At 59.2% G+C, this 18,879-nt stretch carries 17 protein-coding genes; 7 read left to right on the forward strand and 10 right to left on the reverse strand.

Annotation, left to right across the window (positions count from 1 at the left end; translation table 11 throughout):
- Positions 1-184 precede the first annotated feature (184 nt).
- Positions 185-640 (reverse strand): energy transducer TonB, encoded by a 456-nt coding sequence (locus ACA044_RS29505; protein WP_497444387.1) that lies wholly within the window; start codon positions 638-640, stop codon positions 185-187.
- A gap of 328 nt (positions 641-968) precedes the next feature.
- Here ACA044_RS29505 and glpT point away from each other — a divergent pair, with 328 nt between their 5' ends.
- A complete protein-coding gene (glpT, locus tag ACA044_RS29510) occupies positions 969-2,318 on the forward strand; it encodes a glycerol-3-phosphate transporter (protein WP_497444388.1) in 1,350 nt (449 codons plus the stop codon).
- Here the strand turns inward: glpT and ACA044_RS29515 are convergent.
- From ACA044_RS29515 to ACA044_RS29540, 6 genes are all read right to left on the reverse strand, one after another.
- Complete coding sequence (locus ACA044_RS29515) at positions 2,294-2,962, reverse strand: gamma-glutamylcyclotransferase (RefSeq protein ID WP_497444389.1); 669 nt, start codon at positions 2,960-2,962, stop codon at positions 2,294-2,296. The two genes, glpT and ACA044_RS29515, sit on opposite strands and share 25 nt — an antisense overlap.
- Before the next feature lie 194 nt (positions 2,963-3,156).
- A complete protein-coding gene (locus tag ACA044_RS29520) occupies positions 3,157-4,125 on the reverse strand; it encodes a CDP-6-deoxy-delta-3,4-glucoseen reductase (RefSeq protein ID WP_497444390.1) in 969 nt (322 codons plus the stop codon).
- Positions 4,125-5,591 carry a 4-hydroxy-3-polyprenylbenzoate decarboxylase gene (gene ubiD, locus ACA044_RS29525; protein ID WP_497444391.1) on the reverse strand — a complete coding sequence of 489 codons (1,467 nt, stop codon included), beginning with the start codon at positions 5,589-5,591 and terminating at the stop codon, positions 4,125-4,127. Before ubiD ends, ACA044_RS29520 begins: the two co-directional genes overlap by 1 nt.
- 142 nt (positions 5,592-5,733) lie before the next feature.
- Positions 5,734-6,993, reverse strand: coding sequence for a transcription termination factor Rho (gene rho / locus ACA044_RS29530; RefSeq protein ID WP_007899384.1), 1,260 nt, complete (start codon positions 6,991-6,993; stop codon positions 5,734-5,736).
- Positions 6,994-7,240: 247 nt separating this feature from the next.
- Positions 7,241-7,570, reverse strand: coding sequence for a thioredoxin TrxA (trxA, locus tag ACA044_RS29535; RefSeq protein WP_003206727.1), 330 nt, complete (start codon positions 7,568-7,570; stop codon positions 7,241-7,243).
- Between the two features lie 120 nt (positions 7,571-7,690).
- On the reverse strand, positions 7,691-8,398 hold the full coding sequence (locus ACA044_RS29540; RefSeq protein WP_497444392.1) for a FadR/GntR family transcriptional regulator: 708 nt from the start codon (positions 8,396-8,398) through the stop codon (positions 7,691-7,693).
- Between the two features lie 256 nt (positions 8,399-8,654).
- Between ACA044_RS29540 and ACA044_RS29545 the strand changes: the two genes are divergently transcribed.
- The 5 genes from ACA044_RS29545 (at position 8,655) to ppx (ending at position 13,251) form a co-directional block, all read left to right on the forward strand.
- A complete protein-coding gene (locus ACA044_RS29545) occupies positions 8,655-9,440 on the forward strand; it encodes a transporter substrate-binding domain-containing protein (RefSeq protein ID WP_305424593.1) in 786 nt (261 codons plus the stop codon).
- Between the two features lie 22 nt (positions 9,441-9,462).
- Positions 9,463-10,131 (forward strand): amino acid ABC transporter permease, encoded by a 669-nt coding sequence (locus tag ACA044_RS29550; RefSeq protein ID WP_497444393.1) that lies wholly within the window; start codon positions 9,463-9,465, stop codon positions 10,129-10,131.
- Positions 10,128-10,778 (forward strand): amino acid ABC transporter permease, encoded by a 651-nt coding sequence (locus ACA044_RS29555; protein WP_008012514.1) that lies wholly within the window; start codon positions 10,128-10,130, stop codon positions 10,776-10,778. The genes ACA044_RS29550 and ACA044_RS29555 overlap by 4 nt, the downstream gene beginning before the upstream one ends.
- Positions 10,765-11,502, forward strand: coding sequence for an amino acid ABC transporter ATP-binding protein (locus ACA044_RS29560; protein ID WP_497444394.1), 738 nt, complete (start codon positions 10,765-10,767; stop codon positions 11,500-11,502). Before ACA044_RS29555 ends, ACA044_RS29560 begins: the two co-directional genes overlap by 14 nt.
- A gap of 246 nt (positions 11,503-11,748) precedes the next feature.
- The gene (gene ppx / locus ACA044_RS29565; RefSeq protein ID WP_497444395.1) at positions 11,749-13,251 is read left to right on the forward strand and encodes an exopolyphosphatase; all 1,503 of its coding nucleotides are present in this window, start codon (positions 11,749-11,751) and stop codon (positions 13,249-13,251) included.
- A gap of 222 nt (positions 13,252-13,473) precedes the next feature.
- On the opposite strand, the gene ppk1 is transcribed toward ppx, so the two are convergent.
- Positions 13,474-15,696 carry a polyphosphate kinase 1 gene (ppk1, locus tag ACA044_RS29570; protein ID WP_497444396.1) on the reverse strand — a complete coding sequence of 741 codons (2,223 nt, stop codon included), beginning with the start codon at positions 15,694-15,696 and terminating at the stop codon, positions 13,474-13,476.
- A gap of 18 nt (positions 15,697-15,714) precedes the next feature.
- Positions 15,715-16,728: a porphobilinogen synthase gene (gene hemB, locus ACA044_RS29575; protein WP_008150323.1), complete on the reverse strand. Its 1,014-nt coding sequence runs from the start codon at positions 16,726-16,728 to the stop codon at positions 15,715-15,717.
- 207 nt (positions 16,729-16,935) lie between these two features.
- On the opposite strand from hemB, the gene ACA044_RS29580 reads away from it, so the two are divergent.
- The gene (locus tag ACA044_RS29580) at positions 16,936-17,568 is read left to right on the forward strand and encodes a DedA family protein (protein ID WP_497444397.1); all 633 of its coding nucleotides are present in this window, start codon (positions 16,936-16,938) and stop codon (positions 17,566-17,568) included.
- Here ACA044_RS29580 and ACA044_RS29585 read toward each other — a convergent pair.
- Positions 17,549-18,784, reverse strand: coding sequence for a sterol desaturase family protein (locus ACA044_RS29585; RefSeq protein ID WP_497444398.1), 1,236 nt, complete (start codon positions 18,782-18,784; stop codon positions 17,549-17,551). The two genes, ACA044_RS29580 and ACA044_RS29585, sit on opposite strands and share 20 nt — an antisense overlap.
- Positions 18,785-18,879 lie beyond the last annotated feature (95 nt).

An 18,879-nucleotide genomic window follows, 5' to 3' on the forward strand; every position in this document is an offset into this window, starting at 1 on the left:
GCCGTACGGCCGCGCTCCACACTTTCCTACAGCAGCTCGCGAATATCCTGTGGCAGAAAACGCACATACCGGCTCGCAGGATGCTCATTACATCGCCGAACAATTGAAGGAACACTTTTATTGAGTTTGGCGATAAGTGCCAGACGCTTCTCCTCCGGAAATTGCGCTGGCGAAATAGAGTGGGTCAGATAACTGCGTGTCCAATTGAAAACCGGCAGATCCACCCACGAGAAATCCGAAAATACTGTGCTACTCGACTGACATCTGAACAACGTAACTTCTTCAATTCTTCGTTAGCGTGAATAGGCGGGGTATCGTCCAGCCTGAAGACCATGGGCGCGACTACCTGAATTTGCGCCGGGCGATCGTCGCTGATTTCCCATGGCTGGAATCGCCACTGGCTGATCGCAAACCGGGAGGCTTCGGCAAGCTCGGGGTGAGCGTCTTCTGGAACGACTAGCTTACTGACCGATCCATCGGCATGGACGGTCAAGTTGACCCGAACCTCACCCGTGATTCCAGCCCGGTAAAGTGCCCTTGGGTAAGTCGGCTTGGGATTGTCCGCCGGTATCAGGAACACCTCCCCTGCGCGAACACCGCTGGAAACCACACACAAAACAATCAACGCAAACCACCGCATAACCCCTCCCCTTTTGCGACTGAAATGCCAGACCTGACACCCGCACAAAGGGTAAGGCTCGAGGGCTTGGAGCTGAATGCACCGGTTTCTCGTTTGAATGAAGGACATTTCCCAAAGAACTGCCCTACTCCGGACAGATGAAGGCATGAAGACCCGCGAGGTAACGTTTCCCACACCGCCCTTCATTTATACCTGAGCGACATGTTCATAAAAGAACATGCGATCTCCAACATTTCCGCTATTTGGCCGATGCGAACCAGTGCTATTTTCGGTAACGAAACTGTAACATTCACATCCGCAGTCAAAACAAGAAATCTGGAGCCCTTGAATGTTTGCTTTCTTTCGTCCTGCTGCACATCAGGCTCCATTGCCTGAAGAAAAAATAGACGACACCTACAAACGACTTCGCTGGCAGATCTTCGCCGGGATTTTCATTGGGTATGCGGGTTACTACCTGCTGCGCAAGAACTTCACCCTGGCGTTCCCGGATCTGATCGCCCAAGGCTATACAAAAGGCCAACTCGGGGTGGCGATGTCGGCGATTGCAATCGCCTACGGCCTTTCCAAGTTTTTGATGGGCATCGTGTCCGACCGCTCCAACCCTCGCTACTTCCTGCCCTTTGGCCTGGTGATGTCCGCCGGGGTGATGTTTATTTTCGGTTTCGCACCCTGGGCGACGTCCAGCGTGACCATGATGTTCATCCTGTTGTTCATCAATGGCTGGGCGCAAGGCATGGGTTGGCCACCGAGCGGGCGAACCATGGTGCACTGGTGGTCGCAGAAAGAACGCGGCGGTGTGGTTTCGGTATGGAACACCGCGCATAACGTCGGCGGTGGTTTGATCGGCCCGCTGGCGATACTCGGCATGGGTTGGTTCAACGACTGGCACAGCAAGTTCTACGTACCGGCAGCGGTGGCGTTGCTGGTCGCTGTATTTGCCTTCATTGTCATGCGCGATACCCCGCAATCGACGGGCTTGCCGCCCATCGAGAAGTACAAGAACGATTACCCGGAAGGCTACGACGCCAGCCACGAAGAAGAATTCAGCGCCAAGGACATCTTCGTCAAATACGTGCTGCGCAACAAAATGCTCTGGTTCATCGCCCTGGCTAACGTCTTCGTCTACTTGCTGCGCTACGGCATCCTGGACTGGGCGCCGACCTACCTCAAAGAGGTCAAACACTTCGATTTCGACAAAACGTCGTGGGCGTATTTCCTGTACGAGTGGGCAGGCATTCCCGGCACGCTGTTGTGCGGCTGGATGTCGGACAAGATCTTCCGTGGCAACCGTGGCCTGACCGGCATGGTGTTCATGGCGCTGGTGACCGTGGCGACTGTGGTGTATTGGCTGAATCCACCGGGCAATCCAATGGTCGATATGATCTCGCTGTTCGCGATCGGCTTCCTGATCTACGGTCCGGTGATGCTGGTCGGCCTGCAAGCGCTGGAGTTGGTGCCCAAGAAGGCCGCAGGTACGGCTGCCGGTTTCACCGGTTTGTTTGGTTATCTGGGTGGTTCAGTCGCGGCCAGTGCCCTGATGGGTTACACGGTGGACTATTTCGGCTGGGATGGCGGCTTCATTCTGTTGGTCGTTGCCTGCCTGCTGGCGATGGCGTTCCTCGCACCCACCCTGGGCCACAAGAACGTCGCCAGTCAGAGCCGCGAAGCGATCGCCTGATCAGCCTTTGATTTGCAGCGCTTGAGCCGCGCCTCCAGATTCCGGTCTGGCATGGCGTGGCTACGCAGGGCGTGGGCAGTCTGCTCGACATACTCGCGAGTGGTGCCGTAACGCCCACAAGCGCTTTCGAACACCTGGCTCAGCACATGATCCGGCAAGTTGCCGGCATAGCTGGGCAGGTGTCGCTCCAATACAAATCCCAATGCCTGAACCTGGCCTCCGTCTTCAAGACGGCAGTTGAGCCAGTGTGGGCGATAGGACGGGAATGGCATCTCACGCTGCCAAAGTGCATAGAGAGACGCTTCGAGTTGCTCTTCGGGCAAGCGATAGGCGAACCCGCTGCAAGAGCCGCCGCGATCCAGACCAAACACCAGCCCGGGCACTTCCGGCGTACCGCGATGTTCGTGGGACCACAGGTACAAACCGCGATGGTAGCCATGCACGCGACCGCGCACTCGCTCAACCGCCGGACATTCAGGGCGCCAGATCAGCGAACCATAAGCGAACAGCCAAACCGGCCCACCCTTGTGGCGCGCCATAGTCGACTGCATCGAGCTGAGCAATTGTTCGTGCGTAAGCTGCGGCCCCAGATCGAGCCGCGGAGGGTAAGCCAGATTCAAAAAAGCAGATTCAATGGCGCTCATGGCGAATAGCGTTCAGCTCCCCGCGGGTAAGAATTACTTAATAGAACGCACCGCTGTAACAATAAGGCACATATGATTTAAGGCAATTTAAGTGCCATGGCACAGCGCTTAACTTATTGCCTGCAAGACATATAACCTACCGGCATTTATATAAATCTATAAATACCGATCGGCTATATATGGAGTTATAACGCTTAAGGTCGCGGAGCGTAGGCAAACACGTCGGCGCGCATCTGATGAGCATCCATCCCGGCTTCAACCAGCGCGTCCAGCGTGCCGTAGACCATGGCCGGAGAGCCGCTGGCGTAGACGTGCAGAGCTTTAAGATCAGGGAAGTCTTCACACACCGCCTCATGCAACATGCCGCAACGTCCCTGCCAGCCGCATTGATCGCTGACGACTTTATGCAGGAACAAATTCGGCAGTTTCAGCCATTCATCCCAATGCTCAATGTCATAAAAGTCTTCGGGACGACGCACGCCCCAATACAGATGCACCGGATGCTTGAACCCCGTGGCCCGGCAATGTTCGATCAGGCTGTGGATCTGGCCCATGCCAGTACCGGCAGCAATCAGTACCAGTGGACCGTCCGGCAGTTCCGCCAGATGGGTATCGCCGAACGGCACCTCGATCCGCACCATCGGGTTGCGCTGAAGTTGTTCGATCAGGCTCAGCGCACTGCTTTCGCGCGCCAGTACATGAATTTCCAGGTCGCGGCCGGAGTGCGGTGCAGAGGCCAGGGAGAAGGCGGATTTCTCGCCACTCTCACGCTCGATCATCAAATACTGGCCGGCGTGATAGCGCGGCGGCTTGCCCGCTGGCGCACGCAGATGCACGCGCCAGGTATCGCCGCCGACGTCCCTGCACTCAATGACCTGACACGACACGCTGCGCACCGGCAGTTCTCCCAGCGCGAGCACGCCATCCCACAGCACGATGCAGTCTTCCAGCGGCTCTGCAATGCAAGTGTAGAACTCGCCATGATCCCGCACATCGCCGGCCTGTTCGACCCGCCCTTCCACCAGCAACGCGCCACACACATGGCAATTGCCGTTGCGACAACTTTGTGGGCATTCATAGCCCAGGCGTCGCGCGCCATCGAGAATCCGCTCGCCGGGCAGAATCTGTAGCACGGCTCCGGAGGGCTGCAAAGTTACACGCATCAATCTATTCCTAACTGATTCCAGATGGCATCGATCCGTTGGGTAACGGCTTCATCCTTGACAATAACCCGACCCCACTCGCGAGTGGTTTCGCCCGGCCATTTATGCGTGGCATCGAGCCCCATCTTCGAACCCAGGCCGGAGACCGGCGAAGCGAAGTCCAGGTAGTCGATCGGCGTGTTGTCGATCATTACCGTGTCGCGCTTGGGGTCCATGCGCGTGGTGATGGCCCAGACCACGTCGTTCCAGTCCCGCGCGTTGATATCGTCGTCAGTGACAATAACGAACTTGGTGTACATGAATTGTCGCAAAAACGACCAGACACCGAGCATTACCCGCTTGGCATGGCCGGGATACGACTTCTTCATGGTCACGATGGCCATGCGGTACGAGCAGCCTTCGGGCGGCAGGTAGAAGTCGGTGATCTCCGGGAACTGCTTTTGCAGGATCGGCACGAACACTTCGTTCAGCGCCACACCGAGAATCGCCGGCTCATCCGGCGGACGGCCGGTGTAGGTGCTGTGGTAGATCGGTTTGATCCGATGGGTGATGCGCTCGACGGTGAACACCGGGAAGCTGTCGACTTCGTTGTAGTAGCCGGTGTGGTCGCCATACGGGCCTTCGTCGGCCATTTCTCCCGGATGGATCACCCCTTCGAGGATGATCTCGGCGGTGGCCGGCACTTGCAGGTCGTTGCCTCGGCACTTCACCAGTTCAGTGCGGTTGCCTCGCAATAGACCGGCGAAAGCATATTCGGAGAGGCTGTCCGGCACCGGCGTCACAGCGCCGAGAATCGTCGCCGGGTCAGCGCCCAGCGCCACGGACACCGGGAACGGCTGACCCGGATGCTTCTCGCACCACTCGCGGTAATCCAGCGCGCCACCACGGTGGCTCAGCCAGCGCATGATCACCTTGTTGCGGCCGATCACTTGCTGACGGTAGATACCGAGGTTCTGGCGATCCTTGTTCGGACCTTTGGTGACGGTCAGGCCCCAGGTGATCAGCGGGCCAACATCACCCGGCCAGCAGGTCTGCACGGGCAACATCGCCAGATCGACATCGTCGCCTTCGATGACCACTTCCTGGCAGACCGCGTCTTTGACGACTTTCGGCGCCATGGCAATGATCTTGCGGAAGATCGGCAGCTTGGACCAGGCGTCCTTCAGGCCCTTCGGCGGCTCGGGCTCCTTGAGGAACGCCAACAGCTTGCCGATTTCGCGCAATTCGCTGACCGCTTCTGCACCCATGCCCAGCGCCACGCGCTCGGGGGTGCCGAACAGATTGCCGAGTACTGGAATGTCATAACCGGTAGGGTTTTCGAAAAGCAGCGCCGGGCCCTTGGCTCGCAACGTGCGATCGCAGACCTCGGTCATTTCGAGCACTGGGGACACTGGAACCTGGATGCGCTTGAGTTCGCCGCGCTTTTCCAGGCCGCTGATAAAGTCGCGCAAGTCGCGATACTGCATGCGTGAGCCTCGTGTTGGCCGTGGCGTTCGGGGCAGGCAGTTTAGCGCCGAACCCCTCTATTCAGAACCACGAACTGCCGGTTCATCAAAAATCAGATAGCAAAAAGCCGGGTTTCCCCGGCTTTTGCTGACTTTCTGCGATTTACTTGCGTTTCATCGACAGGAAGAACTCGTCGTTGGTCTTGGTCTGTTTCAGTTTGTCGACCAGGAACTCGATGGCAGAAACTTCGTCCATCGGGTGCAACAGCTTGCGCAGGATCCACATACGCTGCAGTTCGTCGTCGGCCGTCAGCAACTCTTCGCGGCGGGTACCGGAGCGGTTGATGTTGATGGCGGGGAACACTCGTTTTTCCGCGATCTTGCGATCCAGAGGCAGTTCCATGTTGCCAGTGCCTTTGAATTCTTCGTAGATCACTTCGTCCATCTTCGAGCCGGTTTCAACCAGCGCGGTAGCGATGATGGTCAATGAGCCGCCTTCTTCGATGTTCCGTGCAGCGCCGAAGAAACGTTTCGGTTTCTCCAGGGCGTGGGCATCGACACCACCGGTCAGCACCTTGCCGGAGCTTGGGATCACGGTGTTGTAGGCACGCGCCAGACGAGTGATGGAGTCGAGCAGGATCACCACGTCCTTTTTGTGCTCGACCAGACGCTTGGCCTTCTCGATCACCATTTCGGCAACCTGCACGTGGCGGGTTGGCGGCTCGTCGAACGTCGAGGCAACCACTTCGCCGCGCACGGTGCGCTGCATTTCGGTTACTTCTTCCGGACGTTCGTCGATCAGCAGCACGATCAGATGAACTTCAGGATTGTTACGTGCGATGTTCGCCGCGATGTTTTGCAACATGATCGTTTTACCGGCTTTCGGCGGTGCAACGATCAGGCCGCGCTGGCCTTTGCCGATCGGGGCGCACAGGTCGATGACACGACCGGTCAAGTCTTCGGTGGAACCGTTGCCGGCTTCCATCTTCATGCGCACGGTCGGGAACAGCGGGGTCAGGTTCTCGAAGAGAATCTTGTTTTTCGCGTTCTCGGGACGATCGTAATTGATCGTGTCGACCTTGAGCAGCGCGAAATACCGCTCGCCTTCCTTTGGAGGGCGGATCTTGCCAACGATGGTGTCACCGGTGCGCAAGTTGAAGCGGCGGATCTGGCTCGGCGAGACGTAGATATCGTCTGGGCCGGCGAGATAGGAAGCGTCAGCGGAGCGCAGGAAGCCGAAGCCGTCCTGGAGAATCTCCAGCACGCCATCACCGGAGATTTCCTCGCCGCTTTTAGCGTGCTTTTTGAGCAGGGAGAAAATCACGTCCTGCTTGCGCGAACGGGCCATATTTTCTATGCCCATCTGTTCGGCCAATTCGAGCAGTTCGGTAATCGGCTTTTGCTTGAGTTCAGTCAGATTCATATAGGAATGACGTAATCATTTATGGAGGGGGGAAATTAAGCTTTTGGCTTAATGAGGCCGCGCCGCAGAGAAGGCGACAGGATCGCGTACTTATTCGAAAAGGAGTGCGTCGGCGACGGCTAGCAGGGGGCAGTGGAGAAACCAGTGCGGGGCCGAATGTACCACCTGAGTTTCGGAGCGTCTAGCCCTCAATAACGAAAAGGCCCCGCAATAAGCGGGGCCTTTTCATGACACTTTATAACAACGCTTAGATATTGGCGTCGAGGAAAGCAGCCAGTTGCGACTTCGACAGCGCGCCAACCTTGGTGGCTTCGACGTTGCCGTTCTTGAACAGCATCAGCGTCGGGATACCGCGCACGCCGTGCTTGGCCGGAGTTTCCTGGTTTTCGTCGATGTTCAGCTTGGCAACGGTCAGCTTGCCTTTGTAGGTCTCGGCGATTTCGTCCAGAACAGGAGCGATCATTTTGCAAGGGCCGCACCATTCAGCCCAGTAGTCGACCAGTACAGCGCCTTCGGCCTTGAGTACGTCGGCCTCGAAGCTAGCGTCGCTAACGTGTTTGATAAGATCGCTGCTCATGGAAGTCTCCAGGTTGTAAGCAAAAAAACGTGGCCCATCATAGCTGCCCTTCCCTCGTTCAGGAAGGTGCAGATGATTGAGTCTCGCTATGGTGGCCCATGAGTTTGGGTATAGCTCAAGTCACGAGGTGGCGGGAGCAACGAACGCGATTCCAGTGCGCAGTGCGGCGTTGCGCACATGCTCCTGCATCGCCTTCTGCGCGGCGCCAGAAGCCCGACGAGCCAGCGCGCGGAGGATTTTACGGTGTTCCTGCCAGGTTTCCATGGCCCGTTCGGCCCGGATGAACGGTAGCTTCTGGCTCTCCAGGAAGATGTCGGCGCTGGCCGTCAGGATGCTCAGCATCGCCTGATTGCCACTGGCCAGAAGGATGCGCCGATGAAACTCGAAATCCAGTCGCGCCGCCGCCTCGAAGTCGGCGGCACGCAGTTCATTGCGCATGGCAGCGACATTGTCTTCCAGGGCATCGAGTTCATCGGTGCTCAGGGTCACGGCCGCCAGCCCGGCGGCAAACCCCTCTAGCGCGTAGCGCAACTGGAAGATGTCCAGCGGCGATGCCTGGGCCGCGAACGGCCAGCTTGGCGCTGCATCACCCCGGGGCAAATCGACCGGCGATTGCACGAATACGCCCTTGCCCGGCTGGATAGTGATCACGCCCAGCGCACTCAGGGACGACAACGCCTCGCGTAGTGACGCCCGACTGACCCCCAATTGCACCGCCAGGTCCCGCTGCGAGGGCAAGGCATCCCCCGCCCCGAAACCTTGCTCGGTGATCAGTTTGCGGATGGCTTGCAGCGCCACTTCGGGTACGGCGCGGGAGATCGAGTTCATGGTTTTTCAGACGAGCCAGGCCAATGAGCGGCTAGTTGTAAAGCTATTCGCGACGTCCGGCAAGTCGTGCCCCATGGGGGTTCGGGAATTTTCACGGGTGCGCCATCAGGGTGCGAAATGCCACCCAACTGTTCAGACCAGTAAGACCGAACGACACCAGCAAAACCGTGGCCTGTGCCCCCCAAACGCCAATCTTGGCATGACCCGTGCTCTGTCGATCCGCAGAAATCACTTCCCGCCGATCCGGAGATTTGCCATGACCCAGCGTTACAGCGTCCTCCTCGCAGCCCTGTTTGCCAGCCTGATGCTGAGCCAGGCACCCGCCCACGCCGACGGTCTGGAGGATGTGGTCAAACGCGGCACCCTCAAAGTCGCCGTGCCCCAAGACTTCCCGCCGTTCGGTTCGGTCGGCCCGGACATGAAACCTCGGGGCCTGGACATCGACACCGCCAAACTGCTGGCCGACCAACTCAAGGTCAAACTCGAACTGACCCCGGTCAACAGCACCAATCGCATCCCGTTCCTGACCACCGGCAAGGTCGACCTGGTGATTTCCAGCCTCGGCAAAAACCCTGAGCGCGAGAAAGTCATCGATTTTTCCCGTGCCTACGCGCCGTTCTACCTCGCCGTATTCGGCCCGCCAGACGCCGCCATCAAGGGCCTGGACGATCTCAAGGGCAAAACCATCAGCGTCACCCGTGGCGCCATCGAAGACATCGAGTTGACCAAAGTCGCCCCCGAAGGCGCGACCATCAAACGCTTCGAAGACAACAACTCGACCATCGCCGCCTACCTCGCGGGGCAAGTCGACCTGATCGCCAGCGGCAACGTGGTGATGGTGGCAATCAGTGAGAAAAACCCGAAACGCGTGCCGGCCCTGAAAGTGAAGCTCAAGGATTCGCCCGTGTACGTCGGCGTGAACAAGAACGAGCCGGCGCTGCTGGGCAAGGTCAACGACATCCTCGCCACGGCCAAGGCTGACGGTGCGCTGGAAAAGAATTCGCAAACCTGGCTGAAAGAACCGCTGCCGGCCGATCTCTGATCGTTCGCGCGGGAGACGACTTATGGCTTATCAGTTCGATTTCTTGCCAGTGGTGGAAAACACCGATCTGCTGCTGCGCGGTGCGCTGTTCACCCTTGAGCTGACGGCCATTGGCGCGGTGCTCGGGGTCGGTCTGGGCATCGTCGGGGCGCTGGTGCGGGCGTGGAACATCCGCCCGTTCGCCGGCATTTTCGGGGTTTACGTCGAGTTGATTCGCAACACGCCTTTCCTGGTGCAGTTGTTTTTCATCTTCTTCGGCTTGCCGTCGCTGGGCCTGCAGATTTCCGAATGGCAGGCGGCGGTGCTGGCGATGGTGATCAACCTTGGCGCCTATTCGACCGAGATCATCCGCGCCGGCATCCAAGCCATCCCGCGAGGGCAGCTGGAAGCTGCGGCCGCCCTGGCGATGTCCCGTTTCGAAGCCTTCCGCCACGTGGTTCTGCTGCCGGCGCTGGGCAAGGTCTGGCCAGCCCTGAGCAGCCAGATCATCATCGTCATGCTTGGTTCGGCGGTCTGTTCGCAGATTGCCACCGAAGAGTTGAGCTTTGCCGCCAACTTCATTCAATCGCGCAACTTTCGCGCCTTTGAAACCTATGTCCTGACCACACTGATCTACCTGTGCATGGCGCTGCTGATCCGCCAATTGCTGAACTGGATCGGCCGCCGCTACATAGCAAGGAACAGCCAATGAGCGATTTTACCTTCTGGGACATCCTGCGCAACCTGCTCACGGGCCTGCAATGGACCCTGGCATTGTCGCTGGTGGCGTTTATCGGTGGTGGGCTGATCGGTTTGCTGATCATGGTGATGCGGATTTCAAAAAAATCCCTGCCCAGCAACTTCGCCCGCACCTACATCGAACTGTTCCAGGGCACGCCGCTGTTGATGCAGCTGTTTCTGGTGTTCTTCGGCGTGGCGTTGGCCGGGGTGGAAATTTCACCATGGATGGCGGCGGCGATTGCCCTGACGCTGTTCACCAGCGCCTACCTGGCGGAGATCTGGCGCGGTTGTGTCGACTCGATCCCCAACGGCCAGTGGGAAGCCTCGTCGAGCCTGGCGCTCAACCCGCTGGAGCAATTGCGTTACGTGATCCTGCCGCAAGCCCTGCGCATCGCCGTGGCGCCGACCGTGGGCTTCTCGGTGCAGGTGGTCAAAGGCACCGCTGTCACCTCGATCATCGGCTTCACCGAACTGACCAAAACCGGCGGCATGCTCGCCAACGCGACCTTCGAGCCCTTCATGGTCTACGGCTTGGTGGCGCTCGGTTATTTCCTTCTCTGCTACCCCTTGTCCCTCAGTGCGCGCTACCTGGAAAGGAGACTGCATGCCTCTGCTTAGAATTTCCGCCCTGCATAAATATTACGGCGATCACCATGTGCTCAAAGGCATCGACCTGAGCGTCGAGGAAGGCCAGGTGGTGGCGATCATCGGCCGCAGCGGCTCGGGAAAATCCACGTTACTTCGCACCCTCAATGGCCTGGAATCGATCAATGATGGCGTGATCGAAGTCGACGGCGAATACCTCGATGCCGCCCGCGCCGACCTGCGCAGCCTGCGGCAAAAAGTCGGGATGGTGTTTCAGCAGTTCAACCTGTTCCCGCACCTGACCGTGGGCGAAAACGTCATGCTCGCGCCGCAAGTGGTGCAGAAAGTGCCGAAAGCCAAAGCCGCCGAACTGGCGCAGCAGATGCTGGAACGGGTCGGGCTGGGGGAGAAATTCGACGCTTTCCCGGATCGACTCTCCGGCGGCCAGCAACAGCGCGTGGCGATCGCCCGGGCGCTGGCCATGTCGCCGAAAGTGCTGCTGTGCGACGAAATCACCTCGGCCCTGGACCCGGAGCTGGTCAATGAGGTGCTCAGCGTGGTCCGGCAACTGGCCAAGGAAGGCATGACGCTGATTATGGTCACCCACGAAATGCGCTTTGCCCGCGAGGTGGGGGACAAGTTGGTGTTCATGCACCATGGCAAGGTGCATGAAGTGGGGGATCCGAAGGTGTTGTTTGCCAATCCGCAGACGGCGGAGCTGGCGAATTTCATTGGGACGGTGGAAGCGGCGGGCTGATAGATCTTCAGCGCCTGTTCGGACGTCTTCGCGGGCAAGCCTCGCTCCTACAGGGTTTTGTGCTGTCCGCGAGATTGTGGACAACACAGATTCCTTGTAGGAGCGAGGCTTGCCCGCGAAGAGGCCGCCTGCAACGCCACGAATGCCACCCGTGGTAAAAGATCGCAGCCTTCGACAGCTCCTGCGCGTTGGCGGCAGCGTTTGATCGTGGCACGATGTCGAGGTTATCGACCGAGACCCCTGACCATGCCGCTATCCCAAGCCAAGAATCTGTCCCTGATCGCCGCAATCGACCTCGGCTCCAACAGCTTTCACATGGTCGTGGCCAAGGCCCAGAATGGCGAAATCCGTATCCTCGAACGTCTCGGGGAGAAGGTTCAGCTGGCGGCCGGCATCGACGAAGAGCGTCAACTCAGCGAAGAATCCATGCAGCGCGGGCTCGATTGCCTGAAACGTTTTGCCCAACTGATCAACGGTATGCCGCCCGGCACCGTGCGGATCGTCGGCACCAACGCCCTGCGCGAAGCCCGTAACCGCGGCGAATTCATCCGCCGCGCCGAAGAAATTCTTGGCCATCCGGTAGAAGTCATCTCCGGCCGTGAAGAAGCGCGTCTGATTTACCTCGGCGTCTCCCACACCCTCGCCGACACCCCGGGCAAACGCCTGGTGGCCGACATCGGCGGCGGCAGTACCGAATTCATCATTGGCCAGCGCTTCGAACCGCTGCTGCGCGAAAGCCTGCAAATGGGCTGCGTCAGCTTCACCCAGCGCTATTTCAAAGATGGCAAGATCACCCCGGCCCGCTACGCCCAGGCGTACACCGCGGCGCGGCTGGAGATCATGAGCATCGAACACGCCCTGCACCGCCTGACCTGGGATGAAGCCATCGGCTCCTCGGGCACCATTCGCGCCATTGGCCTGGCGCTGAAGGCCGGCGGGCATGGTACCGGCGAAGTGAATGCCGAAGGCCTGGCCTGGCTCAAGCGCAAGCTGTTCAAACTCGGCGATGTCGAGAAAATCGACTTCGAAGGCATCAAGCCCGACCGCCGGGCGATCTTCCCTGCTGGCCTGGCGATTCTCGAAGCGATCTTCGATGCCCTCGAACTGCAACGCATGGACCACTGTGAAGGCGCCCTGCGCGAAGGCGTGCTCTATGACCTGTTGGGCCGTCATCATCATGAAGATGTCCGTGAGCGCACGCTCAGCTCGCTGATGGAGCGTTACCACGTCGACCTGGAACAAGCCGCGCGGGTCGAACGCAAGGCGCTGCATGCCTTCGATCAAGTGGCCGAGGATTGGCAGCTGGATGACGGCGTCTGGCGCGAACTGCTGGGGTGGGCGGCCAAGGTTCATGAAGTAGGCCTGGACATCGCCCACTATCAGTACCACAAGCACGGTGCCTACCTGATCGAACACTCGGACCTGGCCGGATTCTCCCGCGAAGACCAGCAAATGCTCGCACTGCTGGTGCGTGGCCACCGACGCAACATTCCCAAGGACAAGTTCGCCGATTTCGGCGACGACGGCATCAAACTGATTCGCCTGTGCGTACTGCTGCGCTTTGCGATTCTGTTCCATCACATTCGCGGCACCCAGGAAATGCCACAAGTCGTGTTGCACGCCAACGGCCACAGCCTGGATGTGTTGTTCCCGGAACACTGGCTGGACGATAACCAGCTGACCCAGGCCGACTTCGCCCTGGAAGCGGAATGGCTGACTCGCGTCAGCTTCGTGCTTAACGTTCGCTGAAACCCCGGAAAGGACGAACACTTCCCTGTGGCGAGGGAGCTTGCTCCCGCTGGGGTGCGAAGCGCCCCCATCTGACTTTGCGGTTTATCAGAAAGTATACGGTGACCGATTTTGGGGCTGCTGCGCAGCCCAGCGGGAGCAAGCTCCCTCGCCACAGGGATGTCACTAAAACCAAAAAGGGCGATCCACATGGGTCGCCCTTTTTTGTCCGCCTGATCCGCGTTAACGAACGGTAAGAATCGGACTGCCCAAGCGTTCCAGCAGCGTGGCCTGGGCACTGCGCGGGTTCTGGTTGCCGGTCGGCGTGTTGCGGATGTAGCGACCGTCCGCCTGCAAACTCCAGCTGTGGGTGTTATCGGTGAGATAAAGCTCCAGCTCTTTCTTGACCCGCAAAATCAGCTTCTTGCCCTCGACCGGGAAGCAAGTCTCGACGCGCTTGTCGAGGTTGCGCTCCATCCAGTCAGCGCTGGACAGGAACATCTGTTCTTCGCCGCCGTTGAGGAAGTAGAAGACCCGTGTGTGTTCCAGGAAGCGACCGATGATCGAACGCACGTGGATGTTGTGGGAGACCCCGGCGATGCCCGGCCGCAGACAGCACATGCCGCGCACCACCAGATCGATACGCACCCCGGACTGACTGGCCTTGTACAACGCGCGGATGACCTTCGGATCCGTCAGCGAGTTGAACTTGGCGATGATGTGCGCCGGTTTGCCATCGAGGGCGAACTGCGTCTCCCGGGCAATCATGTCGAGCATGCCCTTTTTCAACGTGAACGGCGCATGCAGCAGTTTCTTCATGCGCAGGGTTTTACCCATGCCGATCAACTGGCTGAACAGTTTGCCGACGTCTTCGCACAAGGCATCGTCGGAGGTCAGCAGGCTGTAGTCGGTGTATAGACGGGCGTTGGCCGCGTGGTAGTTGCCGGTACCCAAGTGGGCGTAGCGGACAATCTCGCCAGCCTCGCGGCGCAAAATCAGCATCATCTTGGCGTGGGTCTTGAAGCCGACCACGCCGTAAATCACCACCGCACCGGCCGCTTGCAGACGACTGGCCAGTTGCAGGTTGGATTCTTCGTCGAACCGCGCGCGCAATTCGATCACCGCCGTCACTTCCTTGCCGTTGCGCGCAGCATCCACCAGCGCATCGACGATTTCGGAGTTGGCGCCGCTGCGATACAACGTCTGCCGAACCGCCAATACGTGCGGATCCTTGGCCGCTTGGCGCAGCAAGTCGACCACCGGGGTGAACGACTCGAACGGGTGCAGCAGCAGGATGTCCTGCTTGCTGATCACACTGAAAATGTTCTCGCTGTTCTGCAGCAGTTTCGGGATCTGCGGAGTGAACGGCGTGTATTGCAGCTCCGGATGACTGTCCAGGCCAGTGATGCTGAACAGCCGGGTCAGGTTGACCGGACCGTTGACCTGATACAGCTCGGTCTCGTGCAGGTTGAACTGCTTGAGCAGGTAATCGGACAGGTGTTTCGGGCAGGTATCGGCCACTTCCAGTCGCACCGCGTCACCGTAGCGACGGGAGAACAACTCGCCGCGCAAGGCGCGGGCCAGGTCTTCTACGTCTTCGGTATCGACCGCGAGGTCGGCGTTTCGGGTCAGGCGGAACTGGTAGCAGCCCTTGACCTTCATGCCCTGGAACAGGTCATCGGCGTGGGCGTGGATCATCGACGACAAGAACACGTAGTTGTCGCCTGGGCCACCGACTTCTTCCGGCACTTTGATGATCCGCGGCAACAGACGCGGCGCCGGAATAATCGCCAGACCGGAGTCGCGACCGAAGGCGTCGATGCCTTCGAGCTCGACGATGAAGTTCAGGCTCTTGTTCACCAGCAACGGAAACGGGTGCGTCGGGTCGAGACCGATCGGGGTGATGATCGGCGCAATCTCGTCGCGAAAATAACGACGTACCCAGGTCTTGAGCTTGGTGGTCCAGTAGCGGCGACGGATGAAGCGGACCTGATGTTTTTCCAGTTCCGGCAACAGAATATCGTTGAGGATCGCGTATTGGCGATCGACATGACCGTGCACCAATTCGCTGATGCGGGCCAGGGCCTGGTGCGGTTGCAAGCCATCGGCACCGGCCTGTTCACGGGCGAAAGTGATCTGCTTCTTCAGGCCGGCCACACGAATCTCGAAGAACTCGTCCAGGTTGCTGGAGAAGATCAGCAGAAACTTCAGCCGCTCCAGCAATGGGTAGGACTCGTCCAGCGCCTGTTCCAGCACGCGGATATTGAACTGCAGTTGCGAGAGCTCACGATGGATGTACAGGCTGCTGTCATCCAGCCCGGGAATGGCAATCGCTGGCGCCGCCACAGCAGGCTCGGCCACCACCGCGGGTGGAGCAGGCTCCAGCTCCGGCGGGGTTTCGGCGATTTGCTCCACCACAGGTTGAGCGTCTTTTACAGCAACTTCAGTGAGTCCTTCGGTATTCATCGAATGTTCCTGGGAGGGCTATTTTTGCTCTCGTAACAATTGAGCAGCGCGGACGGCAAAGTAAGTCAGGATGCCATCAGCGCCTGCACGTTTAAAAGCGGTCAGGGATTCGAGGATAACCCCTTCGCTCAACCAGCCATTCTGGATCGCCGCCATGTGCATGGCGTATTCGCCGCTGACCTGATAAACAAAGGTCGGCACTTTGAATTCTTCTTTGACCCGGTAAAGGATGTCCAGATACGGCATGCCTGGCTTGACCATGACCATGTCCGCGCCTTCCGACAAGTCCGCCGCCACTTCGTGCAGGGCTTCGTTGCTGTTGGCCGGGTCCATCTGATAGGAGGCCTTGTTGGCCTTGCCCAGGTTCAGCGCCGAACCCACCGCATCGCGGAACGGGCCGTAATAAGCGCTGGCGTACTTGGCCGAGTAGGCCATGATTCGCACATTGACGTGATCGGCTAGCTCCAGCGCTTCGCGGATCGCCTGAATGCGACCGTCCATCATGTCCGACGGGGCCACCACCTGAGCGCCGGCTTCGGCGTGGGACAGGGCCTGTTTAACCAGTGCGTCGACGGTAATGTCGTTCTGCACGTAGCCTTCTTCGTCGAGGATGCCGTCCTGACCGTGGGTGGTGAACGGGTCTAGGGCAACGTCGGTGATCACACCCAATTCAGGGAACTGCGCGCGCAAGGCACGAGTAGCACGCTGGGCGATGCCGTTGGGGTTCCAGGCTTCAGCGGCGTCCAGGGATTTGAGCTCCGGTGGCGTCACCGGGAACAGTGCCAATGCCGGAATCCCCAGCTCGACCCACTTGGCGGCCTCTTCGAGCAACAGATCGATGGTCAGGCGTTCGACGCCCGGCATCGAGGCCACCGCTTCGCGACGGTTTTCACCGTCCAGCACGAACACCGGCAGGATCAGATCGTCGACGGTCAAAACGTTTTCACGGACCAGTCGGCGCGAAAAATCATCACGGCGATTGCGACGCAGGCGGGTTGCAGGAAACAAACGGTTGGCGGGGGTAAAGCTCACGGCAGACTCCTGAGCCCGCGCTGGCGGGCGAGCGTGACAGTTATAAGCGGCCATTATGACCAACGCATGACAGTTATGTGCACCCCTGTGACCGGAAGCCGCATCCATTGTCCTTGTAGGAAATGTTCACGTCGAGACACATTTGGACACTTTCATGAATGTGCACGAAGGGTTAGGCTGCGCGTTCATTTCGCCAGCACCCAGACAATGCTCCAACAATTTCTGCATGACTTCGGCTATTTTGCCCTTTTTCTCGGCACGTTTTTCGAAGGCGAAACCATTCTGGTGCTCGCAGGCTTCCTCGCGTTCCGCGGATACATGGACATCAATCTGGTGGTGGTCGTGGCGTTCTTCGGCAGTTATGCCGGCGATCAGCTGTGGTACTTCCTGGGGCGCAAGCACGGGCGCAAATTGCTGGCGCGCAAACCGCGCTGGCAACTGATGGGTGATCGGGCGCTGGAACATATTCGCAAGCACCCGGACATCTGGGTGCTGAGCTTCCGCTTTGTCTACGGGTTGCGCACCGTAATGCCGGTGGCAATCGGTCTGTCGGGCTATCCGCCGGGACGTTATCTGCTGCTCAACGGGATTGGCGCAGCGATCTGGGCCACTGCGCTGGCCGCTGCCTCTTATCACTTCGGCGCGGTACTCGAAGGCATGCTTGGCAGTATCAAGAAGTACGAGCTGTGGGTGCTGGGCGCCCTGCTGGTACTGGGCTTTGGCCTGTGGCTGCGGCGGCGCTTCAAGAATGCCCGCCTGGCGAAGAAGGTCTACGCCGACGAGCAGGCGCTGAAAGCCGAACAGGCCAAGCCCAGCGAACCTACGACGCCCATCGAGTGAAGCGGTCTCTACAACAGTAGAGACCGATGCCGCTGAGCAGGCTGTAACTGAGCAACCCCACCCAGCCCACCGCGCTGCCCGGCCATAGCCCGACCATCGGCGCCAGCCACACCAGAGGCAGGTTCGACGCCAGCCGCAACAGCTCCAGTTTCAACGCCCGCGGGCGATTTTCCAGGGCCACACCCAACACAAACAGCCCCCATGCCACGGCCCCCCAGCCCAACACCAGAGCCGAAGTCGGCAGGCTCTGCTCCAGGTTCATCAAGTAACTGCCCAAGGCGATGTAGACACAGAACTGCAGCGCCACATACCACTGCTGGCGCCCGTCCAGCGGCACCTCGAATTTGCGGAACTGGCTCAGGTCCGGTTTGTTCATCGGGTGTTTGGCCGCCACATCCGCTGGTCGCCAGCCGGTACGCATGAACCAGATCCGCAGCTTGTCCCACCCGTTTTCGGCACGCCGGGCGTCATCCCACAGCTGCGCATAGAACTGCACGTTCGCCCACAACGGATTCCAGCTCGCCAACGGAGTGGTCACACCGAAAATCACCGGTTCGTTGTCGTCCTCTTCCTGGAACGAGCCGAACAGACGGTCCCAAATAATGAACACCCCGCCGTAGTTACGATCCATGTAGAGAGCGTTCTGTGCATGGTGAGCCCGATGACTGGACGGCGTGACGAAGAACCACTCGAACCAGCCGAGCTTGGGAATGTGTTTGGTGTGAACCCAGAATTGATACAGCAAGTTCAGCGCCGCGACGCTGACGAACACCAACAGCGGCACGCCGAGCACGGCCATGGGCAGGTAGAAGATCCAGCTCAACAGAAACCCGGTGCTGGTCTGGCGCAAGGCCGTGGAGAGGTTGTAATCCTCGCTTTGATGATGCACCGAGTGGGCGGCCCAGAGGATGTTGCGCTCGTGACCCATCCGATGCAGCCAGTAGTAGCAGAAGTCATAGAATACGAAGGCAAACACCCAGACCCAGGCGCTGCCTGCAGACAGCTCGATCACGGCCAGGTGTTCCAGGGCGAAGGCATAAGTGACCAGGCCGACGCCTTTGGTCAACAGGCCCGTAGTGGTCGACAGCACGCCGGTGCTGAGACTGTTGATCGCATCTGCCACGCGATAACTGCTTACCCCGCGCCAACGGTCGGCCAGCAACTCGACCGCAATCAGCACAAAGAAAAACGGCACCGCATACAGAATGAAGTCCATGACGCGCCCTGATCGGAATCTTGAGGACAGATCCTATGTGCAGCCGTGAATTAACCCTATGGCAACGAGTGACAAATTAGTGGACATTTAACGCC

The sequence above is a fragment of the Pseudomonas sp. LBUM1673 genome, from assembly GCF_059695645.1.